Origin of the sequence: Microbacterium sp. HA-8, from assembly GCF_046111165.1 — a bacterium.
Lineage (GTDB): Bacteria > Actinomycetota > Actinomycetes > Actinomycetales > Microbacteriaceae > Microbacterium.
Genome location: NZ_CP162025.1, coordinates 1,223,898 through 1,248,409 on the forward strand (window position 1 = coordinate 1,223,898; position 24,512 = coordinate 1,248,409).

Annotated in this window: 24 protein-coding genes; 7 read left to right on the forward strand and 17 right to left on the reverse strand. The window is 66.4% G+C overall.

What is annotated here, in order from left to right; translation table 11 throughout:
- Window positions 1–15: 15 nt before the first annotated feature.
- Window positions 16–910 (reverse strand): IS5 family transposase gene (locus tag AB2L57_RS05895; RefSeq protein WP_206599970.1). Its coding sequence is split into 2 segments (ribosomal slippage): window positions 16–564 and window positions 566–910, totalling 894 coding nucleotides; the frame shifts between segments, so codons are not numbered across the junction.
- 156 nt (window positions 911–1,066) lie between these two features.
- Between AB2L57_RS05895 and AB2L57_RS05900 the strand changes: the two genes are divergently transcribed.
- A complete protein-coding gene (locus AB2L57_RS05900; protein WP_081766114.1) occupies window positions 1,067–2,509 on the forward strand; it encodes an IS1182 family transposase in 1,443 nt (480 codons plus the stop codon).
- A 400-nt stretch (window positions 2,510–2,909) separates the two neighbouring features.
- On the opposite strand, the gene AB2L57_RS05905 is transcribed toward AB2L57_RS05900, so the two are convergent.
- The 3 genes from AB2L57_RS05905 to AB2L57_RS05915 all read right to left on the reverse strand — a co-directional run bounded on the left by AB2L57_RS05905 (window position 2,910) and on the right by AB2L57_RS05915 (window position 4,674).
- Complete coding sequence (locus AB2L57_RS05905; RefSeq protein WP_409048297.1) at window positions 2,910–3,269, reverse strand: hypothetical protein; 360 nt, start codon at window positions 3,267–3,269, stop codon at window positions 2,910–2,912.
- A gap of 142 nt (window positions 3,270–3,411) precedes the next feature.
- The gene (locus AB2L57_RS05910; RefSeq protein WP_409048298.1) at window positions 3,412–3,942 is read right to left on the reverse strand and encodes a DUF3846 domain-containing protein; all 531 of its coding nucleotides are present in this window, start codon (window positions 3,940–3,942) and stop codon (window positions 3,412–3,414) included.
- Window positions 3,943–4,092: 150 nt separating this feature from the next.
- Window positions 4,093–4,674 carry a hypothetical protein gene (locus AB2L57_RS05915; RefSeq protein WP_409048299.1) on the reverse strand — a complete coding sequence of 194 codons (582 nt, stop codon included), beginning with the start codon at window positions 4,672–4,674 and terminating at the stop codon, window positions 4,093–4,095.
- 597 nt (window positions 4,675–5,271) lie between these two features.
- On the opposite strand from AB2L57_RS05915, the gene AB2L57_RS05920 reads away from it, so the two are divergent.
- Window positions 5,272–5,457, forward strand: a complete 186-nt coding sequence (locus AB2L57_RS05920) for a hypothetical protein (RefSeq protein ID WP_036290000.1) — start codon at window positions 5,272–5,274, stop codon at window positions 5,455–5,457.
- Window positions 5,458–5,676: 219 nt separating this feature from the next.
- Window positions 5,677–6,903 carry a hypothetical protein gene (locus AB2L57_RS05925; protein WP_036289830.1) on the forward strand — a complete coding sequence of 409 codons (1,227 nt, stop codon included), beginning with the start codon at window positions 5,677–5,679 and terminating at the stop codon, window positions 6,901–6,903.
- An 18-nt stretch (window positions 6,904–6,921) separates the two neighbouring features.
- Here the strand turns inward: AB2L57_RS05925 and AB2L57_RS05930 are convergent, their stop codons facing one another.
- The 4 genes from AB2L57_RS05930 to AB2L57_RS05945 form a co-directional block, all read right to left on the reverse strand.
- Window positions 6,922–7,467 (reverse strand): hypothetical protein, encoded by a 546-nt coding sequence (locus AB2L57_RS05930; protein WP_409048300.1) that lies wholly within the window; start codon window positions 7,465–7,467, stop codon window positions 6,922–6,924.
- 3 nt (window positions 7,468–7,470) lie between these two features.
- A complete protein-coding gene (locus AB2L57_RS05935) occupies window positions 7,471–7,638 on the reverse strand; it encodes a hypothetical protein (RefSeq protein ID WP_409048301.1) in 168 nt (55 codons plus the stop codon).
- Window positions 7,639–7,710: 72 nt separating this feature from the next.
- The gene (locus AB2L57_RS05940) at window positions 7,711–8,982 is read right to left on the reverse strand and encodes an IS110 family transposase (RefSeq protein ID WP_409048302.1); all 1,272 of its coding nucleotides are present in this window, start codon (window positions 8,980–8,982) and stop codon (window positions 7,711–7,713) included.
- Window positions 8,983–9,243: 261 nt separating this feature from the next.
- Complete coding sequence (locus AB2L57_RS05945; RefSeq protein ID WP_409048303.1) at window positions 9,244–10,467, reverse strand: IS256 family transposase; 1,224 nt, start codon at window positions 10,465–10,467, stop codon at window positions 9,244–9,246.
- Between the two features lie 270 nt (window positions 10,468–10,737).
- On the opposite strand from AB2L57_RS05945, the gene AB2L57_RS05950 reads away from it, so the two are divergent.
- From AB2L57_RS05950 to AB2L57_RS05960, 3 genes are all read left to right on the forward strand, one after another.
- The gene (locus tag AB2L57_RS05950) at window positions 10,738–10,932 is read left to right on the forward strand and encodes a hypothetical protein (RefSeq protein ID WP_409048304.1); all 195 of its coding nucleotides are present in this window, start codon (window positions 10,738–10,740) and stop codon (window positions 10,930–10,932) included.
- A 237-nt stretch (window positions 10,933–11,169) separates the two neighbouring features.
- Window positions 11,170–11,703: a CDP-alcohol phosphatidyltransferase family protein gene (locus tag AB2L57_RS05955; RefSeq protein ID WP_036289825.1), complete on the forward strand. Its 534-nt coding sequence runs from the start codon at window positions 11,170–11,172 to the stop codon at window positions 11,701–11,703.
- On the forward strand, window positions 11,687–12,397 hold the full coding sequence (locus AB2L57_RS05960; protein WP_155947566.1) for a hypothetical protein: 711 nt from the start codon (window positions 11,687–11,689) through the stop codon (window positions 12,395–12,397). Before AB2L57_RS05955 ends, AB2L57_RS05960 begins: the two co-directional genes overlap by 17 nt.
- A 515-nt stretch (window positions 12,398–12,912) precedes the next feature.
- Here the strand turns inward: AB2L57_RS05960 and AB2L57_RS05965 are convergent.
- The 8 genes from AB2L57_RS05965 to AB2L57_RS06000 form a co-directional block, all read right to left on the reverse strand.
- Complete coding sequence (locus tag AB2L57_RS05965; protein ID WP_409048305.1) at window positions 12,913–15,024, reverse strand: recombinase family protein; 2,112 nt, start codon at window positions 15,022–15,024, stop codon at window positions 12,913–12,915.
- A 181-nt stretch (window positions 15,025–15,205) separates the two neighbouring features.
- Window positions 15,206–15,433, reverse strand: coding sequence for a hypothetical protein (locus AB2L57_RS05970; RefSeq protein ID WP_259801163.1), 228 nt, complete (start codon window positions 15,431–15,433; stop codon window positions 15,206–15,208).
- 4 nt (window positions 15,434–15,437) lie between these two features.
- Window positions 15,438–16,037, reverse strand: coding sequence for a hypothetical protein (locus tag AB2L57_RS05975; protein WP_409048306.1), 600 nt, complete (start codon window positions 16,035–16,037; stop codon window positions 15,438–15,440).
- Between the two features lie 16 nt (window positions 16,038–16,053).
- Window positions 16,054–16,497 carry a single-stranded DNA-binding protein gene (locus tag AB2L57_RS05980; RefSeq protein ID WP_259801165.1) on the reverse strand — a complete coding sequence of 148 codons (444 nt, stop codon included), beginning with the start codon at window positions 16,495–16,497 and terminating at the stop codon, window positions 16,054–16,056.
- Between the two features lie 79 nt (window positions 16,498–16,576).
- On the reverse strand, window positions 16,577–18,352 hold the full coding sequence (locus AB2L57_RS05985; protein WP_409048307.1) for a TraM recognition domain-containing protein: 1,776 nt from the start codon (window positions 18,350–18,352) through the stop codon (window positions 16,577–16,579).
- Entirely contained in the window at window positions 18,349–18,900 is a 552-nt protein-coding gene (locus AB2L57_RS05990; protein ID WP_409048308.1) for a hypothetical protein, read from the reverse strand. Before AB2L57_RS05990 ends, AB2L57_RS05985 begins: the two co-directional genes overlap by 4 nt.
- On the reverse strand, window positions 18,897–20,381 hold the full coding sequence (locus AB2L57_RS05995) for an ATP-binding protein (protein ID WP_259801159.1): 1,485 nt from the start codon (window positions 20,379–20,381) through the stop codon (window positions 18,897–18,899). The genes AB2L57_RS05990 and AB2L57_RS05995 overlap by 4 nt, the downstream gene beginning before the upstream one ends.
- A complete protein-coding gene (locus AB2L57_RS06000; RefSeq protein WP_409048309.1) occupies window positions 20,378–21,208 on the reverse strand; it encodes a hypothetical protein in 831 nt (276 codons plus the stop codon). Before AB2L57_RS06000 ends, AB2L57_RS05995 begins: the two co-directional genes overlap by 4 nt.
- Before the next feature lie 135 nt (window positions 21,209–21,343).
- Between AB2L57_RS06000 and AB2L57_RS06005 the strand changes: the two genes are divergently transcribed.
- Window positions 21,344–23,038, forward strand: a complete 1,695-nt coding sequence (locus AB2L57_RS06005) for a hypothetical protein (RefSeq protein ID WP_409048310.1) — start codon at window positions 21,344–21,346, stop codon at window positions 23,036–23,038.
- 3 nt (window positions 23,039–23,041) lie between these two features.
- Here the strand turns inward: AB2L57_RS06005 and AB2L57_RS06010 are convergent, their stop codons facing one another.
- The gene (locus AB2L57_RS06010; RefSeq protein WP_259801156.1) at window positions 23,042–24,511 is read right to left on the reverse strand and encodes a PrgI family protein; all 1,470 of its coding nucleotides are present in this window, start codon (window positions 24,509–24,511) and stop codon (window positions 23,042–23,044) included.
- Between the last annotated feature and the right edge of the window lies 1 nt (window position 24,512).

The window sequence follows — 24,512 nt, forward strand, 5'->3', positions numbered from 1 at the left end:
GAGCTCGCGCGCGTACTAGGCCGTGTTGATCAAGTCGCTTTTGATCCAGATCAGGGTGGTGGCGAGGCTGATGGCGGCTCGGTAGCTGCGGGCGGTCTTGTCTGATCGCATGGCGATGCCGCGCCACTGTTTGAGCTTGTTGAAGGAGCGTTCGACGACGTTGCGGCCGCGGTAGCGGAGCTTCTGCTCGTCGCCGAAGTCGATCGGGCGTCCCGGCTTCTTGCGGCGGTGAGCGATCTGGTCGTCACGCTCCGGGATGGTCGCGGCGATCCCTCGCTGACGCAGCCAGGCACGGTTCGTCTTCGACGGGTAGCCCTTGTCGGCGAGGACTCGATCTGGTCGCGTTCGTGGTCTTCCGACGCCTGGGCGGGGGACACGGATGTGTTCGAGGGTGGTCGCCAGCATCGTGGTGTCGTTGATGTTGCCGCCGGTGAGCACCCATCCCAGCGGCCGCCCCTTGCCATCGGCGACCAGGTGAATCTTGCAGGTCAACCCGCCACGGGACCGGCCAATCGCGTGGTCAGGCGGCTCGAACCACGGATTCTTGTGATTCGGTGGAGCCCCCTGTGTCCCGGGCGAGGGTCGCACCGTGCTGATGCACGCGGGTGATCGTGGAGTCGATCGACACCACCCAATCGAGCCGGCCCGCCGCGTCGGACTGCCGCTGCACCTCGGCGAGCAGCCTGTCCCAGGTGCCGTCGTGCGCCCACCGGGTGAACCGCTTATAGACCGAGTTCCACTTCCCGAACCGCTCCGGCAGATCACGCCACGGCGCACCCGTCCGGTACTTCCACGCCATCCCCTCAACCGCGAGACGATGATCCGTCCACGGCCGCGACCTCCCCGTCACCGTCGGCATCAACGGCTCCAGAACGGTCCACACCTCGTCAGAGACCTCGCGACGCGTCATCCCTCAAGACTCGCCCATCGACCACCGAAACCACTTGATCAACACGGCCTAGGTGCGTGGGTCAGATCCTTCCGTTAACGCGCCGGGGTGAATCCGGTGGATAGCGCGGGGTGCTGGGAGAATCGATTCATGACGGTGACTGCCAGCCTGGAGGGTCTGTTCGAGGTCGAGCCGGGTGAGGCGCGGGCGCCGGGATCGGCTGCACCGGCGGGTGCGGGCAAGACGTTCCGTGGGTATGACCAGGGGCAGTGTTTCCTGCTCCCGCCGAGTCTGGATGACTGGCTGGACGAGGATGATGAGGCCCGGTTCATCTCCGAGGTCGTCGAAGAGCTCTTGGATCTGACGCCGGTCTACGCGTCGTACGCGTCCGCCTCGGGTGCGCCTCCGTATGACCCGCGGATGATGTTGAAGCTGCTGCTGTTCGCGTACGCGACGGGCGTGACCTCGTCTCGTGAGTTGGAGCGGCGCTGCAAGCGCGATATCGCCTTCCGGTGGCTGTCGGGCAACCAGGCGCCCGACTACCGGTCGCTGGCCCGGTTTCGTCGGCGTCACCTGGATGCCCTGCCGGGGTTGTTCCTGCAGGTGCTGCGGGTCTGCGCGGAGGCGGGGCTGGTGCGGTTGGGGCGGGTCGCGCTGGATGGCACGAAGCTGGCTGCGAACGCGTCGCGGCATAAGGCGATGAGCTATGACCGGATCGTGCCGAAGATCGATCAGCTCCAAGCCGAGGTCGCTGCGCTGCTCGCCGAGGCGGAGGCGGTCGATGAGGCCGAGGATCAGCAGTTCGGCCAGGACCGGCGCGGGGACGAGGTCGCCCCGGAGCTGGCCCGCCGTGAGGGGCGCCTGGCAAAACTACGTGCCGCGAAGGACGCGATCGAGGCCGACGCCGCCGAGAAGGCGGCAGCCGTGGCGCGGAAGAAGGCCGACGCCGCCGGTCAGCCCCCTGAGCAGGCCGACGCGGCCGTCGCGACTGCGGTGGACACGGCGGCGCCGAAGCCGAAAGCGCAACGCAATTTCACCGATCCTGAGGCGCGGATGATGAAGACGGTCCGCGGCTTCGATTACGCGTTCAACGCGCAGGCCGTTGTCGATGAGGGCCACCAGATCGTGTTGAGCGCCGAGGTCACCCAGCAGGCCACCGATATCCAGCAGTTCGTCCCGATGGCCGAGCAGACCCTACGGAACCTCGACGCGGCAGGAATCGAGCGTTCCCCAGAGGTCGTCCTCGCTGACGCGGGCTACTGCTCGGAAGCCAACCTCGAAGCCGCCGACGATCTGGACGCACAGGTGTTGATCGCGACGGGACGGCAACGTCACGGCGAGAGCTTCCCTACCGCCGGCGCCCCGGACCCGGCCCCAGAGGACGCGAGCCGGCGGGAGCGGATGGCGCACGCGCTGCGCACCGAGCAGGGCCGCACCGACTACGCGCGCCGCAAAGCCATCGTTGAACCCGCGTTCGGGCAGATGAAGACCCGGCAAAACGCCGGACAGCTCCGGCTACGCGGACTCGCCGGCGCCCAAGGCGAATGGCTACTCCACACGATCTGCCACAACCTCCGCAAGCTCCGCGTCGCTACAGCCGCCGGGCTGGCGCCCGCATAGGCCTCCCCAGGGGTCCCTGGGCGTCACAGCACGCACCGACAGTCGCCACGAGCCCCTCGCCGTGCGATCCCGCACGCTCTCACACCGCAACGGCCCGCCCGTTCCCGTTCGCGACCGTCAGCGCGCGATGCCAGAGTCAACGCCGCGCGCCACGCCACCCGATTCTGACCCGCGCACCTAGTGCCAGGGGCCATCGGGTCGTCGCTTCGCCATCACCCCAGGCTGAGCAGATGGCCTCCTGCAACGAACCTCCTGTATATGACAATGGGTCTGCGCTGCCAGGCGATTCGCGTGCCGCCACGATCGGCGCGCCAACGAAATAGCCCAGGAGTCGCTCCGGCCGAGGACTCGTGGTTCTCAAGGCCGGAGTGAACTCCCGGGCGGGCGGCGGGCTGACGAATCAGCCGCTGGATGGTGAGACGGCGCGGATGCGGGTCTCGTGGAGGGCGGGGTCGCGCTCGAGCAAATACATCGCCCAGAACGCAGCGTCGGTGTACGTTGCGTGCAGATCCGGATGGGTCTGCCAGCCGCGCGCGGCGGTGCGCCGGTAGTCGACTTCGTATGGCCCTCCGTGGAGAAGTTCCTGTACGAGCGATGCCGGAACGTCTCCGACGGCGAGCGTGCTGCCGACGTCCCCGACGAGGAGAACGTCGCCGTGCAGCGCCGGGAGCCGTCTGGTTTCTGCGCTCCAGAACCAGCGCAGCGATGAGGCGCGCAGGTTAATCTGGAGGCCGTTTCGGCGGTCGTCGGCGTCGACCACATCGTGACTCCTCGGCTCTCGATGTCGATCGGGATCACCAGATCAGCGAGTCGCTGAATGTCCGCGAACCCTGCGACCTCCTGCGTCTCGAGCGGCCGCTCGATCTGCGCCGGGATGAGAACAGCCGTGACGGTCTTGGCGTTCACGACGGCTCACCCGCAGTGAGTCCGCGCTCGATGCCTTCCTGCTCGGTGAGCGGGAGGATGCGCACGGCCTTGGCCTGTGTCCAGCGCTCCAGGAGCGTCATGGCCCAGACGGCGGCTTCGAAGTAGTCCGGATAGCTGGCCTGGTTGCCATACCACTTCGGATCGCCGTGAGTCAGCACTTCGACGCGATGGCCGTAGGGGCTGAGCAGGCTGGCCGCGAGCGGCTCCGGGACATCGGTCTCGTCGCCGCGCTGGTCGGACGAGCCGACCAGGATCGCGTCACCCACGAGCATCGCCTTGTATCGGGCGGCAGGTACCCAGAACCACCAGAGGAACGTCGCCCTCGGGTTGAACGGCAGCTTGCGGAGCAGCCCTTCCTCATTGACGAAGAGCGTTGCGCCGGCCTCGGGGAGATCGACGGCTTCGATGTAACCGCCGACCACCGTCTGGTAGTCCTCAAGCCCTTGGAGTTCGCGGTGTTCCAGCGGCGCCTCCTGGTCGGCGGGGATGTAGATGCCTTTCGGCATGGTGCACCTCCTTGATGCGAGCGGCCGGCGATCCGGAATGGATCACCTGGGAAGCCGCAGGGCAACAACGAGTGGGAGAGAGCGGGAAGCCGCCCCGGAGGAGACCTCGATCAGTCTCGACTCCGGGGACAGCTTCCCTCGGGTGGTGGTTCAGCTCGCCTTGCGGCGCGGGGTACGCGTCTGCTTGACGGGCGTCTCGGTCGCCTCGGCGTTGTCGCCGGGCTCCGAGTCGGCCTCCTCGGCGGGCGGGGTGTCCTGCTCGGAAGCGGACTCCTCCTGCTCCACCGGCTCAGCCTGCTCCGTGAACTCGACGTCGTCGAACTCCGACTCCGGGTCGTACTCGGCTTCCTCGGAAGCCTGCACATCGAACTCGTCGTCCAGCTCCGGCTGGGTGCCGTCGACACCGAGAACGGCGGCGATGGCCTGGCGGCGGTGCTGGGCGTCGCGCTCGGCGGAACGGCGCTTCTGCTCGACCTCGCGGTCGATCTCGGCGCGGACACGATCAGCACGCTCCTTGAGCGAGGGATCGGTCTTCGCCTTCTCGACCCAGTGCTCCAGCGCCAGACGAGTCTCCTCGGTGACGCTGCGGTTGTTGAGCTGGGCGAGGACGTCGAGCTGGGCGCGGACGCTGTCGCGCATCCGTACAGACAACGGACGAATCTCGTCGTATGCCGGTCGGCCGGAGTTCGGGACGTAGCCGTCCCCGTCTCCGGTGAGGGACATCTGGCTCATCTGAGCCACCTCCTTGATGTGAGCGGCCCGCGATCCTTGTGGATCACGTTGAAGCCGCAGGGCATCAACGAGGAGATTCGGGGCGGATGTCTCCGCCCCTATTCATGAGAACGTGACGCGCAATCCACTCGCGTCGTCCAGGCCGCATCCGGCGCGGACTTCCCTTGTTATACAGAACGGTTTCGGAGGATCAACCGTCATATCGAACCGTTGTAAAAACCACGGCGATTCTGACCGCCTACGCGCGTGACGCGGCATGCGTGCGGCGCTCCACTCCGGCGTCATCGAGTGTCCGGGCGACCACGCGCTCGGTCGCGCCGAGCGGTGTGGAGATCCGCCGCACCGACAGCATGGAAGCGCTGGAAACTGTTGGGGTCCGCCGTCTCGATCTCCCACCACACGATGCCCGCCATGACTCCATGCCTATGACTCTGGCTCGCAGGCGATACCGGCGACCAGACGAACTTCTGTCATGTCGAAGCCGCTCTTTGTATCGACTTGCGCGGCCCTCGAACAGTGCTGACCGCTTCGGTAGCCTTGGGGCGACGGAGAACAGGACCACGTGGGCCGAGTTGGATGCGAGGAGACACACGGACCATGGGAAGAAGACGGAACAACGCCGAACTTGTCGACGAGCTGATCGATCGGCGGTGGGATACCACGATGAGCGATGAGGAGTACACCGAGAAGTACGACTCGTTGAGTTCTAGCGACATGTCGAAGGTGTCCGCGGCGATCTACAACATGGAGGACGAGCTCATGGAAGATGACGACGAGGACTAGGGGTGTAGCTGTCTGAACCGGCCCCTGTTCATGCCGCGTCGTTCCGGGCCTGCTCGAACTCGGTGAGAGGTCGTCAGGGAGGTTCGCTCCGGGGGTCAAAGCTGCAACCCGCCGCAGCACGTAGTCTCTTGCTGACTTGGCTCTCGTTTCGGAATGTGAGCGGGGCTGGCGCTCACCCAAGACCGGGCCGCAACTGGGCTCAGATAGAAGGCTGTCGTCGTGGAACGGTTCAATCCGCTGCGAGCTCAGCTTGAGGCGCACGAGAATACGCTCGGCGAACTGCGGGTGACGCAGGCGGCCTTGGCTGCGGACATGGCGTGGTACGACGAGTGTGATCCCGCCAAACTCACCGCACAACTTGCCGCCGAGCAGGAGAGCGTCGCCGCCTACGACGTGCAGCTTGAGGAGATCAAGACCACCCTGCGCGATGTGGGCAGGCGCGCCAAGGAGTTGATGCCGGCGACGCGCATGGGCTGGAATCCGGCGTACTGGATGTCGAGCGAACGCTCTGCCGCGAAGTCTGGCCTGGCAAAGCGAGTTGCAGAGATCCGACGGCTCCAGGCTGAACGCGATCGTGTCTCGGGAGAGCGAGAGATCGCCGCACAGCGTCTCAGCGATGTCGAGGCAGCGGTGGCCCGTTACGCAGGGTTCAACCGACCGAGTGCTGTCGGTGCACTCTCGCAAGCGGAGGCAGAGGTCTCGTCGCACAGCGCTTCGATCGAAGACCTGCGCATGCGTGCTGATGCGCTGGACGAAGAACTGGACGCTCCACGAACTCAGTTCGTAGCAATAGGCGAAGAAGTCGAGGAGCTCACACGCGACCTGGGCCGTGCTGAACGCCTCCTCCGCGAACTCAAACATGCTGACAACAGCTATGAGCGAGCGATGGTGCACCAAGAGTGCGAACGCCGGTTCGGGACAGGCAGTCCGGCGGCGGCAATTGGTCGTCTGCAGAAGGAGCTCGCTGCGAAGGAGCGTACGAGCGAGAAGCTGGAGCGTCGGCTTCATGACATCGCACGGCGCGGATCGCGGGAGATCCGCTCGCTGGTCATTGACGGGAGCAACCTCTGTTACGAAGGCGACAAGCTCGTCGGCCTCTTCGCGCTGAGGGAACTCTGCGCTCGGCTGCAGGACGAGTATGAACTCACGGTCATCTTCGATGCTTCGATCCGTGCGCGGCTGGGGCTGCCGAGCGATGATCGGCTTCGCGAGCAGCTCTCCGGCGTGACGGTGCACGTGACAGCCCCGGGCACCAGCGCTGATGAGACGATCCTTGACCTCGCTGATGATCCGATGACGTTCGTCGTCAGCAACGATCGGTTCGTCGATTTCCCGGAGAAGGGAGCGGTGCGTGATCGTCGAGTCATCCGCCACGAGATCGTGGGAGGCAGAGTCTTGGTGCGCGATTTGAAGGTCGATGTCGAGTTCAGCAACCGCACGTCATAGGCGGTGGTTACGCAGTGGTCATTCGAGGATCGTCCCACCGCGTCGATCCCAGACCATTGCCCAGAACTGCTGGCTCCAGTTTGTTGCGTGGCCATCGAGGTAGCGCGACTTACCTAGCGCGTCGCCGACGCGCTCCACCAGCTGGCGGAACTCCGCATCATCGGGCCGACTGGTCGCGACAATGCGGCCGAGGACGTAGGAGATGAGTCCGTGGAAGAGCGTGATGCGCGTCGCCTTTTGCGCGTCGTATGCGCGTGGCGTGAGCTCAATGACCGTGCTCAACTCTTTGCTCCCATCGTCGTTCGACGGTAGCGGGACGTGATGCAGCCGGTACTGCCACTGCAGGAGAGGACTGCTGTAGTGTGCATAGGGCTGGATGGCGCTAGCGAACTCTCGCATGAAGTCCGACCAGTGCTCGTTCCAGAGGCCCGTTCCATACTGGGGCCAGACGTTGGCCTGCAACCAAGCTCGCAGCTTTCCGGGTGTTAGTTCATCGGCCTCCCACTTATGCAGGGTTGCCTCGGCGTCGGGGTGCCCGCAGATGCCGAGTTCGATGATGCTCATTGCCTAGACGCACTGCCTGGTCAGGGCGAGGGCGTTAGCGTGCATCCCGGCACGGTTCGCCTGATTCGCGAGCAGAAGGCCATCGAGAAGGAACCAGTGCGCGAGCGTCGGGAGAGCTTGGACTTGTGGTGCCATCGCGTTGGCCGACACCGCTTCGGAGACCCTGCTCATGATCTCCGTTGTGGCTGCCTCGGTGAGACGGAACCACGGTGACGTCCCTCTGTGTGGATGCTCCTATTGCTGTCAAGCGGCCAGTGGTGGGCTGATTCGTTCCAGGACGGCGGTCGCTCGAGCTTCGAGGTCGGGGTCGGCGCGGGTGCCGATCTCGAGTCGTCGTAGCCGCTGGTAGGGGACGCCGAGAGTGGCGGCGAGGACGCTGATCGGGATGCCGATCGCTTGTCGGCGGGCTCTGAGCTCGCGCCCGGCTGGGTTGTCGGTGGCGGGGTTGAGCAGGGCGGCGTAGACCTCGTTCGCGACGTGCCGTTTGAGACAGCGCATGATGTCGCGGTCGGTGAGCTGCTCCGCGCGGCGCCGTTCGAAGTAGGCCATCGTTCGAGGCTCGCGGTGTCGCATGCGTAGAAGCACGATCCGGTGCAGGGCGGCGTTGGCGTGCCGGTTGCCGCCGCGCGAGAGCCGGTGCCGCGTGCGTTGTCCGGACGAGGCGGGGATCGGGGCGACGCCGGCGAGAGCGGCGAAGCTCGCGCGGGTCCCCAGCCGCTCAGGGTTGTCGCCCGCGGCGACCAGGAGCGTCGCCGCAGTGACGGGACCGACTCCGCTCAGAGACAGCAGTGTGGGGTTGACCTGCCGGACGAGCAGCTCAAGCTGGTGTTCGATCAGGTCGATCTCGGCTTGCATCGTGAGGTGCCGGACCGCGAACCGCCGTAGCGTCTGGCGGGCGACGACCTCGGGATCGGGGGACGCGATCGCTCCGGGCCTGGTCTTGGCGAGCGTGGTCACCAGTCGCTGCCCGCTGAGGGCCCGGAACGCTTGTCGCACCAGCTCGGGCGCGGTGATCAGCAGCGCATGGATCTGGTTCATCACCTGCGCCCTGGCCTTCGCCGCGGAGCGTCGCTCTGCCAGCAGGATCCGCATCGACTCCACTGCCCCGTCACCAGTCTTCGGAATCGCGGTGTCGGTGCCGGCGAGCACGGCGACAGCAGCCTGGTGCGCGTCGAGCGGGTCGGACTTGCCTCGACGCCGCCGGGCTTGCCGGTCCTGCCGTGCGACTTCGACGACGGTCAGCCCCGCGGCGTTCAGCGCGCGTGAGAGACCAGCCCCGTAGGAGCCTGTGCCCTCCACGCCGACGCGCACGACGTCGCCGTGCGCGCGGAGGAACGCGATGACCTGCGCGTAGCCGCGACCATCAGCGCGGAACTCACGGTCGGCGACGGGTCTGCCGACGAGATCCAGGATCGCGACGTGATGCGTGTTCTTGTGCGTATCGACGCCGGCGACCAGCTCGACCGCTGGAGACAGCGGGTTGGGCAGCGGCGGGCCGAGTGTCATGCTCGTCATTGACGGGATTCCCTTCCAACGGTGATGAACGTCACCGCGGGTCGGGTGAGTGCAGACAGCACAAAGGTGAGACGACTTCCCGGTCAGGCTCCTATCAAGTCATGTGCCCGCCCGGCCCGCAGCGACCCCGGCGTCGACGGACAGATCCACAAAAAGACAGCCGCGAACGGCGTCCGTGTAATTTCGGGTCACGCCGGCGCCGGAGCCGAATCCATCATCTCTGTGGAGTTTCTCGACACCGTGCGAGGTCAGTTGTTCTGATTATGCCGCGGTCAGTTCCGGGATGCTCACCTCCTCGGGTTCGGCGAGTAGGAGTTTCATGGAGTGCTCGCTGAAGTAGCGTCGGTCGGCGCCGTCCCATTCGTCGTGTTGCTCGATGAGGACGTGCCCGGCCAGGCGCAGGAGTGCTGCGGGGTTGGGGAAGGTGCCAACCACGTCGGTGCGGCGCTTGATCTCCTTGTTGACCCGTTCGAGCGGGTTCGTGGACCAGATCTGACGCCAGTGCTGAAACGGAAACTGGCAGAACGCGAGCAGATCGTCCTTGGCGTCTTCGAGCATGTCGGCGATCTTCGGGTGTGACCGGCCGAGCATGCGCACGACCTCGTGGAACTGGGTGAACACGTGCTGGGTGTCGGGTTGGGCGAAGATCGTGCGGATGATCGACGCGACCATCGGCCCCGATGCTTTCGGAACGTTGGAGAGCACGTTCCGCATGAAATGCACCCGGCAGCGCTGCCAGGACGCGCCGGTGAACACGGTCTCGATCGCGGAGATCAGCCCGGTGTGCGCGTCGGAGATGACGAGCTTCACCCCGCCCAGCCCGCGCGCTTTCAACGAGCGCAGGAAGGCGGTCCAGAACGGTTGCGACTCGGTCTCCCCGACCTCGAACCCCAGGACTTCCCTGCGCCCGTCCGCGGCGACACCGATCGCGACGACAACTGCTTGGGAGACGACGCGGCGGCCGACGCGGGCTTTGCAGTAGGTCGCGTCGAGGAACACATACGGGTAGGTCGTGTCGGCGAGGGGCCGGTCGCGGAACGCGGCGACGTCCTCGTCCAGGTTCGCGCAGATCCGCGACACCTCCGACTTCGAGATCCCGGTATCCGCGCCGAGCGCCTTCACGAGATCGTCGACTTTGCGGGTCGAAACGCCGTGAACATACGCCTCCATCACCACGGCGAACAGTGCCTGATCGACTCGCCGTCGCCGCTCCAACAGCGAGGGGAAGAACGAACCCTGCCGCAGCTTCGGCAGTCGCAGTTCGAGGTCTCCGGCAATCGTGGTCAGAGTGCGCGGGCGGGTGCCGTTGCGTTGCGCGACACGGTCCGGGGAGCGTTCGAATGGGGCGGCGCCGATGAACGCGGCAGCTTCCGCGTCGATCAACTCCTGATAGAGCGTCTCGGTCGCTGTCCGGATCCGGTCGGTGACGTCGGTGAGTTTCAGTTCCCCGAGGAGCTCGAGGAGGGCAGACTGGTCAAGAGCCATCGTGCGTGTGTCCTTCTGTGAGTAGCTTTAGCCGGTTCTCACTGACCATCGCACGATGGCTCATCCACGTCCACGACGCCGACGCCACCACCGAGAACTACACCACCCCAGGGGGCGTCACCCGGAACCACTCAGGCTCGGAACGTGGTGGCATGCCATCAGCGTACGGAGTGTGTGGGACGAATCATCCACTGAAGGTGTGCCGGCGTCGGCGACGAACGAGTACGCACAGCCTGGGATCATCTGCGCCCGCCCCGCCCCCGGGCGTAGGTGTGGCAGAACGACCGGTCCGCACTGGTCGCCTCACGTCGTTGGGCCGCCGAAGAACAGCTCTTCGCGCTCGCCAAGTCCGAGCACGAAGCCGACCGCGAACAGAGCTGCACCTATGTCAAGCTCTTCGCCGCAAGCACCGACGAGCGCATCCGGCGCCTCGGCAGGCGACTCGAGCGCGACCTCGCAGCGTAGCTCCGGTGCCTTCCGTCGTCTTCCGAGAGCAGGGAGTCGAGCATCATGGTCTCGATAGCGCCGTATGGCGTCGGTCACGTGGGCGGCGGGATGTTCATGGGAAACTCTCCTGAACGGCGCAACGACCCGGGAGGTCCATTCATGAGCATGTTGACGTTGCGGGTCGTCCCCATCGGCCCCATGTCCGATAGAGCTGTTCCGCGGATCGGGCCTCTTACGCGGGGGCTTCCGCTTGCAATGACGCTCGTGCGCGTTCCGATGGTGCTCGGCATCGTCCTGGCATACCTCGCCGGTGCGCCCTGGACGGCCGTTGGCTTGCTCGCGCTCTTCATCGTCGTTGACATCCTGGACGGAGACGTCGCGCGTGCTTTGAACGCGGAGACGTCTGTCAGGCGGCTTCTCGATGGCACGCTCGATCGGCTCAGCGTCCACGCGGTCTGTGCCGTGGTGAGCCTGAGTGTGGAGGGGATGTGGCCGCTATGGGTGTTCATGATCGTCCGAGACCTCGCTCAGGCAGGAATCGGCGGGCGGGTGCTGGCGCGAGCCAGGGTCGTCGCCGCCGGTGCCCCGTGGCACCGCTCATACACACTTTCCATCGCACTCTGGGGTGCGTTGGTCATGCTGACCGACACTGCAGTCTGGCCGTTGGCGATTCTCGTGGTCGCAACGGGCATCGCGACGCTTGCGGACTATACCGTTCAGACTCGCAAGATCAGTGCAGGCCACCGGGATGCGGGGGCCGGGGGGACTGCGTATGTCCATCGCCGTTGAGCAGCCGGACGATGAGAACCAACGACTCGCCGGGGGCGCGCCCGTCGACGCCCTGGGCACCATTGATTCGGTCGATGAGATAACGACCGCGGAGCAAGCCTTCGCGGTGGTCATCGCGACCGCATTGTCGCTCGGCACAGGGATTATCACACAGTTCTTCATCCCTGGTGTCGATCCTCACTGGCTTCCACTGCTCTGGCAGGTTCTGGGGATCGTCGGAGTCGTCTACGTCGGGTTCGGATGGGACGCGACCCGACGGTTCCTCGCGCGCCACCTGACCATCTTCGAGCGCCAGACGCCCCCGCTGCTGCTCACCCGGCTGCAGACAGCGGCGCTGTTCATCGCGTCCGTGCAGTGCGTGATCATCCTCGGCTATTTCACGACGTTCACGGGAGGGACGTTCCATAGCCCCTACTCGCAGTCGCTGATCGCAATGGCGCTCCTATCACCGCAGATCGCAAAGACGAAGAACACCGTCGTAATGATGGGGCTCGTCGTGTTCGCCGCTTTCGCGGCCTTCGGAGACTGGACAGGCACCTCGCCAACTGCAGACCTCAGCATCCCCGCGTGGTTGTACTTTGTCATGCCTTTTATCGCGGCGATCATCGCTTTGCTGAACCCGCTCGGAGGGAAGCCCCGCCAAGCCCCCTTGGTCTGGAAGGGTTTCTCATGGTCGTCGTGGGGACGTCACTGAGCAGCGAGGAACTTGCAGGAATGTGAAGAGCCCCGCGCCCGTGACCAAGCGGTCAACGGGGCGCGGGGCTGGGTGAGGTTAGGACGTGTGACGATCACGCGCTTGCTTCCACGTCGAATACTCTGCTGCAGTCACGGTCGCCAGTAGGTGGATCAGGACGGCGATCCAACAGACCACGCTTATCCAGATAGCCTGGAATAGTTCGTGGATGCTCGGCTGCCCTTGGACGATCATCATGACCAGCCCGAAGGCGAACATGAGTGCGACCAGGCCCATACACCAGGCGATTCCGCGTAGCTGGAACCGTGGACGGAAGGACTTTCTCATCCTCTACCCCTCTCGTGCCTGATTCCGCAGGCAACACGGGGCCGACGTTACGACGACCGCGAACGGCTGGTGTTCAGCCCAGCGCGGTGGCCATAACGTGACACAAGTCGGAGGTCACACCGCAAGGGACTTCTCCGCGTCTTGCTGCGTGAGACTATGAGGCTTCTGCCACGCCCTGTCAAGCGCGGTCACGCGAGGCGGGCTGAGTACGTACGACGCTCCACTCCGGCGTCATCGAGTGTCCGTGCGACCACGCGCTCGGTCACACCGATCAGCGTGGCGATGCGTCGCACCGACATCCCCGCCTGCGCAGCCTTTAGCGCGCGCTCACGATCCTCATCGCTCAGAACGACCAGCCGCACTGTGCGCGTGGGCACGCCTGCGCGGTGTAGGTGCTCGGAGACCGTCGTGCGGTGGATGCCGAAACGGCGTCCGAGCTCGTAGACCGTGGCGCCTTGCTTGTATGCCTCGATGAGCGCCGCGGTCTCCGCTTCCGACAGCCGCTTGACGCGCTCCTGGAGAGTTTTCCCGTTTCGATTCCCCGTAGGTGTCTGGCGTGGTTGCTGACACCGGCGAGCGTCCTCGATCAGCGTCAGGGCCGTGTTTCCGCCACCCCTGAGATTCGAATAAGTTCCCAGCATTTCCACCGACGGCACAAGGCTCGAACCCTTGCCAATGGAAACTTTGGCGGGGGTTCGGGCCTTGTTCGTGTCTGCGGCCCGGGTGAGAGCGTTGGCGTTGACCTGGGGGTCGAGCAGCATTTCGAAGGGCCGGTTGTGCTCGACGCGCAGCTCGTTGTCCTCGTCGATGTAGACCTTCGTGAAGAACGCCTGGTTGCATAGCCGTCGGTTGGTATCGTCGCAGCGGGCGTAGATGTCGGCGCAGTTGGCGAGGAGCCCGAGGGCGTCGTCGAGGTGGGCGCGGGCGTCGGCGTAGTCGCCGAAGTGGGCGTCGATACGTCGGGTCACCTTGTCGAGTTCGGCGAGGATGCGGTCCTGCTCGCGCTTGAGCACGGTCAGCGGGATCGCGTCGGCATAGTGGGCCTGCATGAGTCGGTCTTGCTCGCTTTCGAGCCGGTCGCGGTTGGCCGTGAGACGCGCGAGTTCTTCGGTTTCGGCGGCCATCAGCCGGTCGAACTCGTGGTGGAGCATCCCGGCGAGGGCGTCTTGCTGGGCGGGTGTGATCTGGACGCGGGAGTAGTAGTCCTCGACGAGCTTCTCCACGTCCTCGATGAGCATGGCCTGGCGCGTGCACTCGGTCCGCTTGGAATGCCGGCCGGAGCAGACGAAGTAGCAGTACACGTTGCCGTGGCGGTTCTTCGCGTTGGAGACGATGAGCCGCGACCCGCATTGGCCGCAGTGGATGGTGCCTTTGAGGTAGTGACCGTGAACCTGGGTCGCCTCGACGGCGCACTGGTGCGCGGTGAGCACGGACTGGACCTGGTACCAGACCTCGGCGGGCACGAGCGCGGGGTGGTTCCCCTTGTAGCGGGTGCCCCGGTAGACGACATCGCCTTTGTAGTAGGGGTTGGTGAGGAGCCGGTGCACGGTCGAGACGGCGAGAGCCTTCGCCGCTCGCTTCGGGGTTGGCAGGCTGCGGAGTCCGCGTGAGGTGAGTTCGTCGTGGAGCTGGCTGACGCTCCAGTTCCCGGAGGCGTATGCCTTGAAGGCCCACTCGATCATGGGCGCGCGTTCGGGGTCGAGCTCGATGGTGCGGAGCTCGCGGCCCATCTCGTCGCGCTTGCGGACGTTGAGGTAGCCGATGGGTGCTCGCCCGTTCGTTCCTCCACCGATGGCTTTCTGCGTCATGCCTTTGGTGACTTCGGTGGCGAGGTTGCGGGAGTAGAACTCGGCGATCGTGGACATGATGCCGTGCAGCAGCATGCCCGAGGGCGTCTCGTCGATGTTCTCTGTCGCGGAGACGAGCATGACCCCGCACTGTTGGAGTGCGAGGTGGATGCTCACGTCGTCGGCGCGGTTGCGGGCGAGTCGGTCTACCTTGTGGACGATGCAGTAGGAGACCTTGTTGGCCTTGACGTACTGGATCATCCGCATCAGCTCGCGCCGGTCGGATGACTTGGCGGAGGCTCCTGCGTCGATGAACTCTTCGACGATGCCGGCGCCGAGCTGTTCGGCCTTGCGTCGGGTGGCATCGCGCTGTGCGGGGATCGAGAATCCCTCGTCGGTCCCGCCCTTCTCTGCTTGCTCTCGGGTGGAGACCCGGAGGTAGGACACTGCGACGGCAGCGGTCCGGGGTGGGTCGATCAGGCTGGCTGTTGGATCATCGGCGACGGTGGTCATCGGGGGCTCACTCTCACGCGGTTCGACCCTCGCGCTCCCACTGCGGTGGGATGGGGCGTTGATCGTGAGAGCAGCCGGTGAAGGCTGTAGGGCGAGACCCGATGGTCTCGGTGCGTGTTGCCCGCCAGATGACGAGGTTTGGGCCACAACGCCCCGCGTCGCGAGGCTTGCAAGGTTCATTCTACCGGGCGGCCTCTGAGGCGACCAGGCCATCGGGAGTCGCCCGGTAGGTGTCGGGCACCCGGACCGCTTCGCGGGCGGCTCGGCTCTCGCCTGTCTCCTGCAACGTCAGCCGGATCAGCACTTCGGCGAGCTTGTGCAGGTCGGCGCGGTCGCGATGCACGGCCCGGACGGAGAATGACCGCTCGTCGTAGGAGCGTCGGTCGGTCTTCTTGACATAGCGGCTCATCGGTCTACGGAGCCCCGTCGTCGGCGAGATTGGCGTAGAACTCGTCTTCGGCTTCCTGCCGCTTGCGGACCTGAGCGATCACGAACTCGACGAACTCGCTATCCCGGTCGGTGAACTTCACGTCCTGGATTGCGGGGGCCGGCTCCTCGCCGGGCCAGGCCGCTTGCCGGGTGGGGCGGTCGCGGTCCCCGTGCGTGCCGCAGGCGGTGACCCAATCGCGGAGTCGCTGGCGGGCATCGGCGAAGTCGCGGTGCCAGCCGAGGGGTGCGGACGCGTTCTGCTCGGGGTCGTAGGCAGCCAGCCAGTGCAGGTGGAGCGCCGAGAGTTCCCAGACGAGCTCGGGATGGTGATGCCAGAACGGCGGGATCACGGCGACTTGGAGACCGTAGGTGCGGCGCAGCCAGTCCACCCACCGGTTCAGCGCGAGCCATTCCTGCTCCAGCTCGTGAGCCGTCAGCAGGTTCCAGTTCACCGGATGGGGCGGTTCGGGAATGTCGGCGTTGGTGACGCGGGGCGGCCCGTCGAACACGTCGGGCTCATCCACGTCGGACGGACTAACGGGGACATCTGGCGATGTGGGTTCTTGGTTCTGATCGTTCGTCATGGCCTGGCTCCCGAACTCACATGCTCACCGGCGCGGCCTGGGCCGCGGCGGTCGTCCGTTGCGGCGACTCGTAGGCGGCGGCGTCTCGTCCGGCCGAGTTGCGCGGGGTGCGGTCCACCTCGTAGCGGGTTCGCGCGGCGTCGTGGCCGATCTTCTTGGCGATGAACTCTTCGCCCTCGATCGCCTGGCCGTTGCGCTCGTAATTGACCGGGCGCGTGTAGCCCTCGGCCACGAAGTTGTCGCCCTGGGCGAAGTTCGCGTGCGCATGCTCGGCCGACCGTCCGAACATCACCAGGTGGTGGTAGGTCGTCTCGGTCTGGGTGAACGAGCCGTCTTCCTCCCGGCGGAAGTGCTCCTTGCCGATGCGGGCGAAGAACCTCGCATCGCCCTTGGACGTCTCGGTGAGCAACGGCTCCGAGGCGATGAAGCCTGACAGTGATTCCTGGGTGTGAATGGCCATGATGGCGTCCTCCTGAACTTGGGCGGCCAGCTGCATGTGGTCGCTGTGTCAGGCAGGTGCGCCCCAGCACCCAGAGTCGTCAGGGTGCGGGGCGGCGCAGGAGGACTTCGAGCTCGGCGCGATCGCTGCGGAGTTGCGCGGCATCCTGCCGGCTGGGCCAGGCCCGCAGGTTGGTGACGATGGGTGGTGCGGAGCGGAGCATGGTGATGCCGGTGCCAAACGGCAGCGTGCGAATGCGGTCGGGCGGCAGGATCGGCACGCGGCGGATGGAGCGCTGGTTGGAGCGCGTGCCTCGGTCGCCGAGGGTGATGCTGTCGGTGTACTCGTCTCGCTCGCCGATGAGGGTGGAGAGGTCTTGGAGGTCGCGGCTGTTGGATGCGCCGCCGAGGATGATCTTGACGATGCTGGCGTCCCAGATCGCGCCGGCCTGATGTTCGTTCCACCGGTCGCGGGCTTGGGCGAGCGACTGCAACACGGGCATGGTCGTGATCCCGGTGCCGCCGCCCTCGGCCATGAGCATCGGGAGCGACGGCAGGGGTGCGAGGTTCCCGATCTCATCGAGCGCGAGCAGCAGCGGCGGATCGAGCCTGGCTCCAGGCGAGCGGGCGCCGAGCCTGCGGGCAGTTTCAATGAGGTCCTCGACGAACGCCGCGACCAGCGATGCGGATGCTCCCGCGCCGGCGCCGGTGGCGAGCAGGTAGAGGGTGCCCTGTTCGGTGAGGAAGGTCTCGGGGTCGAACTGCTCGTGCGGGCCAGGTGAAACCGCGTCGAGCACGCGTGGGTCAGCGAGGGCGGTGAGGGCGAGGGAGACGCCTTGCCAGATGCTGTCGCGGGTCTTGGGGTCGGCGTCGATCATCGCTGCCAGTGAGTCGTCCCACCCCATCGCCGCGTTCGGATGTGAGTTGAGGATCGCCACGGCTTCGGACGCAGCCGAGGGGTCGAGGGTCCACCTGAACAGCTCGGCTGGTGGTCGGCCGTCGAGCGCGGCGGCGTGCAGCAGGCTCTGAAGCGCGGTGCGGGTCTTCCCCTCCCAGAAGCCGCCGGACTCGACCCCTCCAGCGCTCAGGCCGGTGGCGGCTGCGAGGCCGTTGGCGCGGATCATCGCGGTCAGCGGCTCGTGGCAGCCGCGAATGGGTGACCAGCGCAGCCCTGCGGGGATGCCTTCGGCGAGGTGTTGGGGGTCGAACACGGCGACCGGCCCGCCCTTGCGGCGGCGGGCGCGGAGGGTGGCGGTGAGGTTGTCGGGCCTGGTGCTGGTGGTGACGACCGCGCCGGGTGCGTCGAGGATCGCGTTGATGACGACGTGCAGACCCTTGCCCGAGCGGGGCGGGCCGATCAGCAGAATCGAGTCCTCGACCGATGCCCATACCTTCGTGCCCCGACTGGCCCCGAGGAGGTAGCCGACATCCTGCGGGGCTGGTGACTCCAAGGAGGGCCGTAGCGTGGCCGCGCGATGAAGCAGTGCCTTCGCGGACGCTGCGGTCTTGACTTCATGGCTGGTCGCGATCCCGGCGAGTCGGTGCGGATCGGTCTCGGCCTTCCTGGTGTGGTGGCGCAGCATGATCCAGACCCAGACGATCCCGGCGGCGAGCCCGCCGAGCATGACCGCACTGACGAGCCAGTACAGGATCGGGTTGAGTCCTTCGGCGCTGAGCGCGGTCGCGGGGTCTGCGGGGTTGAACAGCACCCCGAGCCCCGCAGCCGGGCCGGCGTCGGGTTGTGGCAGGCCGGTGAGGAACGCGGTGACGCTACCGGCTGCGCGCAGCACGAGCGCGATGCCGAACATGCCGATCAGCCCGACGAGGGCGGCGTTGGTGAGTTCGTCGCCCATGCCCCCGGCTTGTCGCTGGTTCATGTCAGCCGCCGCACCGTGAACGTGCCCGAGATACGCCCGAGCAAGATGACTTCCTGCCCAGTGGCGTCGGGGAGTGTGTCGAGGTCGACGAGCGCGCGGGCGTCGCCGGTTCCGGTGGCGTCGGTGTGGGAGACGATTGTCGCGACGGCGACATCCTCACCGGGGACGAACCCGTCGGCGGCGACCTCCATCAAGCGCGGCACCCGGCGTGCGTGACGACTCCGCCGCGTCTCCGGCACCGGCTTCTCCGGCAACGCCACGGCGCGGCGGGGTGTGCGGGGGCGGATGATGTCGGTGAAGACGCTTCCGTCGTTCTCGCGAACTTCGACGCGGACGGCGATGGTGCGGTCCTTGGTGGTGGCATCCATGAGCGGTCCGAACGTCGCCCGCGTCCACGCGCTCCCGTCCGGCGACGGGAATGGTGTTCCATCGACCGTCGCGGTGAGGGTGCCGTCTTCGGCGACAGTCACGAGAGCGTGCGGTAACTCGACGGGAGCCGTGGCATCTTCGTCGCTTGGGATGGATCGGCGCGGGCCGGTGAGGTTCATCGGTGGCCTCCTGCGGCGCGGCTGCTGGTGTCGAAGAGTGCGAGTTCGTCGGGGTGGAGTTGGTGTTGGCAGACGAAGCTCCTGGCCTTGATCCGCCACAGGCCTTGGCCGACGCCGAGGTTCGGCAAGAGCTGCTGCTCGGTGCCGGTCAGGCCGAGGGCGGTCGCGGTCGGGCCGAGCTGGTCGGACTCCTGCCGGTACACGATTCGCGTCTCGGCGTTCGCCAGAAGCGAGTTGGACAGGGACCGCATGGCGGAGCCTTGGTCGCCCACGTTGTCGAGGTCGGTGAGCTTGTGGAAGATCAGCATGTTCGCGATTCCGTAGTGCCTGGCAAGTCGCCAGTGCGCATCCATCCGCCGCAGCAGAGCCGGGTGGGACATGAGCCGCCAGGCTTCGTCGTAGATCACCCACCGTTGCCCCCCGTTGGGGTCGAGCAGTGCGGATTCCATCCACGCCGAGGAGCACGTCATCAGCACCGAGATGAGGGTCGAGTTCTCGGTGACCCGTGAGAGGTCGAGTGAGATCATCGGCAACGACGGATCGAATGCGACCGTCGAAGGCCCATCGAACAGACCGGCCAGATCGCCGGCCACGAGGCGGCGCAGCGCATGGCCGACGAGCCTGCCGTCCTCGGCCAACCTGCCGTCGGAATCCGCGCTCGGGGCGAGGATGCGGTCAACGACCATCGGCAAGATCGGTACGTCGTTCTCCCTCACGGTCTGGGTCAGGGCGACGTCAATCGCGGTGTGCTCCAGCGGCGACAAGCCGCGCGCGAGCACGGTCTCCGCGAGCGCGCCGATCAGATCACGCCGCCGGGCCGCTACGGTCGAGGCCCACTGCTCATCCGAGAGTCCGCTGGGCCGGTGGCCTTCATCGAGCGGGTTCAGCCGGGTGTTGAGGCCGTGCCCGAGGACGATGGCTCTGCCGCCGACGGCGTTGGCGACGGCGGTGTGTTCGCCCTTCGGGTCGCCGGGCACGTACACGCGCCGCCCGAACGGCAGCGACCGCGTGTAGAGCGACTTGGCCAGCGAGGACTTGCCGGAGCCGACGATCCCGGCCAGCACCACGTTGGGCGCGGTGATGATACCGCGCGCGTAGAGCACCCACGGGTCGTAGACGAAACTCCCGCCCGAGTAGAGGTCTTGGCCGACGAACACGCCGTCGGCACCAAGCCCACCCTCGGCGACGAACGGGTACGCGCCCGCCAGTGTCGCCGACGTGTCCTGGTGCCGCGTCAGATGGAACCGGCCCGGGGTGCGAAGTCGAGCAGGGCCAGGCTCGCCGGCCGTTGGTAGGTAGATCGTGGCGCGGCGCTCGGCCCGCTCGCCCTCGGCCTTCGCCTTCGCTGCGGCGAGCGTGGTCCTTCGCTGCTCGGCGTGGAGGCGGGCTTCGGCTTTGCGGCGCTGCTTGCGGAGTTTGCGCCGTTCCTTCGATGGTGCCACTAGGACAGCGGTGTGCAGCCGTGCGCGATCCTCGGTCACCGCGCCAGCCCCCGCGCCTGCTTGACAGCCGTGATCTTGGCCGGCTCGAACCACGACCCATCCCGCTTCGCCGTCGGCAGATCGGCCCATTCCGGGGCGCCCGGCGACGAGTACGACACCAGCAGCTCCGGCGCGCTCTGTACCGGAGCGGGCTCGACCTGCCCGACGTCCTCGGGCTCTGCCTCCGGTGCGGTGTAGCGGCGCAAGAGGGAGACGTAGCCGACGTGCGGGTTGACGACCAGCGCGTAGTCGCCCGAGATCATCACCCGGTCGTTGGTGCCCTCGCCGGGCTCGTCGTAGACGTAGCCGTTCTCCAGCGCAGCCTGCGTGGTCTCGTCGCCGTAGTCCCACTGCGCGAGGTAGTCCACCGCATCGACATGTCCCAGCTCGCCGAGGATGCGCAACGGCCTGTCGGCCTCGTCACCCTGGAGGAACACCACGTTGGCCCACCTCGACGGCGCGGCCTCCTCGACGGCGGGGTCGGGGTGCCATACGATCCTGCCGGCCGCGATGAAACCCTCGGCGAGCCGGTCGTAGGCCCGGTCGACGAGGTTCGCCGCCTGGCGCAACTCCTCCGCAGCAGCCAACGCGTCCCGCCCCCCGGCCTCATGGCTCCCGTCGTCGTTGAACGCATGCGCTGCCTTGCGCTCATGAACATCGGCGATCTGGTCGAGCACCTGCCGCAACGACCGCATCCCCGACGAGAGGTCACCGATCACCCCATACATCTGCGCGGGCTGAACGAAGGCCCGGCTCGCGTGAGCCAACCCCCGCAGCGCCTCGGACGCCTCAGCAGCGTCGGCAGTCGAATCGAAGAACGTGGGCATGGTCGGCCTCCTCGGGAGTCGTGTGATGAGGAGGTGCGCTGCCTAGCACCCCGGCGCTGTCGGAGGCGGCTGACATACTTGATGGAGGCGTCGGAGGGAGGCACACGGCAGTCACCGGCGAGAAGGAGAGCCCACATGGACGACGCGCGCGACGAGTCCGGTAGCGACGAGGCTATTGGCGGGCAGGCCGAGGAAGATGGGCAGATCAGGTCCGACGCGCTTGAACTCGCGACGTCCACGACCCTCGTCGAGGTGACACCAGGTGTCGCAGTCGTATTCGGCGAAGTCCCCGACGGGCTTGAACTCATCAGCCTCGACATGGTGCCTTCCTTTGACCGCGCTCAGCTCTCCACCGCTCTTGGCTCCCTCGGCAACGCAGGCACCATCGTCGGAGACGTTGCGGAAGCTGTATCGAGCGCGCAAGGCCTCTTCCGCGTCAACGACGCCACGCTGTCCCTGCTCAAGAGCGGCGGCCAGATGGCAGCAAAGGACGGCGCCAAGCTCGGGGCGATCTTCAAGAACGGCGAACTGGTCGCCCAGGCGCGTTTCATCCCCGCTTCAATGACAGCCGCTACAGCGATCGCAGCCATCGGGCCGGCCGTCGCCATGATCGCGCTCCAGATGCAGCTCGGCGAGATTTCCGGCCTCGTCCGCTCCAACATCCAGCTCACGACGCAGACGCTCAAGGCCATCCGAAACGAGCAATGGGCAGAGCTTGAAGGACTGGCGGAGTCCGTCGATGAGGCAGTCAAGGAGACCCGCGAACTCGACGCCATCACAGACTCTGTCTGGGAGCCCATCGCTCCCAGCGGCCCCAACATCCGCAAGCAACTGAAGCTGTACCGCAAGAACGTGGCAGGCCACGTTCAGGAACTCGGGAAGGTGGAGGGTCGCGCTCGCCGTCAGTACCTCGAATCCAACGCCGAAGCAATCGTCTTCGATACCTACGCGCTGCTCAGCTCGCTGAAGACCCACGCGGAGTACCAGGCTGTCCGGGCTGCCCTCGCCAGAACACGAAGGACCAATGACGAGAGCGAAGCGCAGCTCTTCGACCGGATCGTCCGGAACACGCCCGCCGAGATCAACGAGTCGCTCTCCGAAATCCGCGCGTTGACCGAGTCACTCGTGCGTGAGTTGAGGATCATCGCGGAGCTCCCCGGTCGCGCTACCGTGCCTCTCACGAAGAAGCGGAAGGATGCAAAGGCGTCTCAGCTCACGTGCAGGCAGCTCCTCGAAGCCATCGAGCCTTTGGCCGACATGCTCCAACCAGCAGTCGAGATGCCAGCAGTGCCGGCCACGGTGTGCGCACCCGAGGGGCTCGATCTTGATCCCTATCTGCACGTGCTTCGGTGGTTCCTGGAGGACGGTGAACAACTCCGCAGCATTGCGTTCCCGTACGAGACCGGCGCACACAACCTCACAGGAGTGGTGCCAGTGCTCCTGGCCAAGCGTGTCGATACGGCCTGGGACGCGCTCGCCCCCGGAAGGGCCGGCGCGATGGCCGAAATGCTCACGTCCAGCACCTTCGTCGCGGTGACAGACCTTCGAATCGTCACCGCGACACCGAAGGCGCTTCTACGTCGTGGCGAGCTCGGCACCACGTACCCACTCGATGAGGTGAAGTACGTGCGTCCGAGAACGAATCACGGAGAGCGAGTGCGGCCAACCATCGGCGTCACTACAGAACGAAGTGATGTCCAGTGGATGTTCCCTGCTGACGCCGACCACGAGAGCATCGATGCCCTGGTGACTGTGATCGCAGATGGCGCTTCTGGTCGCACCGAAGCTCCGGCTGCCATTGCCTCTGCTGCTGAGTTGCCGTCCGCGTAGCCTCTACACCTTGCGACAGAGCGGTAGCGCGGCGGCAGTGAACGCGGCGGCTTGCTGCCCGACGAGGAGCCGGGTCTCGCAGGATGCTTGGATCGCGGCTTGCTCGATGGCGGCGACTGCGGCGTCGAGTTCTTCCACGGTGGGTGCAGAGACGGCGATCAGGCCGGTGTAGCGCAGGATGCCGTGGCCGGCGGTGAGGTCGGCTTCCTGCTGGAGCACGTCGTGGTACTCGGCGGTCTGGGAGGCGTCGTCGATCTGGCCGATCTTCGCGCGCTGGACTTGGTCTGAGATGTACTCGACCTTCTTCTTGCGGATGTCCCGGGCGGCCTGGTCGGAGCGCATCGGTGTGCAGATCAGCGAGAACGACCGCTGGATGCCGGTGGACAGCAGTACCGGCGACAGAAACCCCGGATACACCAGCGACCGCGGCCACTCGCTGACCCAGAGCACCGCGTGGTGAGCGGAGTCGGTGCGCAGCCGGCTCCAGGTCTCGGTGACTGCGACCGGTCCTGCCGTCGCGAGCGACTGGCCGAGCCTGCCGTGACGTTCCAGTGTCGCAGCGATGGCCGGGTCATATGCAGAGCGCAGCATGACCGCGATCTGCCCTGGGGTGAGCCATCCCGACGGTGACAGGTCGGCAGAGCGGAGAGCTGCGACGAGGGTGTTCATCTCTTGCCGCAGCACGGCGGCGGCACCACGTATCCCGCCGCCGGCGGTTCTGATCTGCCGGGCGCTGGCCCGCATGTCCAGCGACAGCGAGAGCGTGGTGGCGTGGCGCTCGCCGGCGGGTCCGGCGCGTTCGATGAGTTCGGAGTAGGTGTCGGCTGCCCACGATCCGTCCGGGGTGCCGTGCGTGGCCCACCATTCGGCGAGCCCGGTTCCGGAGTCTGGGAGGGTGCGTTCGAGGACTTGCAGGGTCGCGATGCGCCCGGACCGGCAGACGGTGGCGAGGACGCGGCCCCAGGAGGTGACGCGCCGTTCTTGCTCACCGGGGTCGAGGAGCACGAACGCGGGATGGGTGACCTCGCACACTACGGTCAGGGTGGCGGCGTGTGGGTCGTGGATCATCCCGGCGCCCGTGTCGGGGTCGGTGTACTCGCGCAGCCGCGCCATGTCACCGGGCAGCGCGAGTGTCCCGACGGGGCGCGGCACGACGATCCTGCGTCGGTACAGCAGTTGGCCGCCGGTGGTGCGCCACAGCCACCAGCAGGCGATGGGTAGCCATTCCACGATCGGTCGGCCCGCGATGGGTATCCAGGTCAGTGCGGCGGCGAGTACCCAGATCGGGGCGGTGTAGGCGAGCAGTATCCCGCCTCCGGCGTAGAACGCGCCGATGAGGGTGGCTCCGCCGATGGCGAGGGTGATGAGCTGGGTCAGCGAAAGGCCGAGGAGGACACCGCGGCGGGTGAGGCGGGAGAACTTCACCGGCACCAGTTCGCCCGCGGTCTGCCGGTCGTTGTTCGTGCTGCTCATC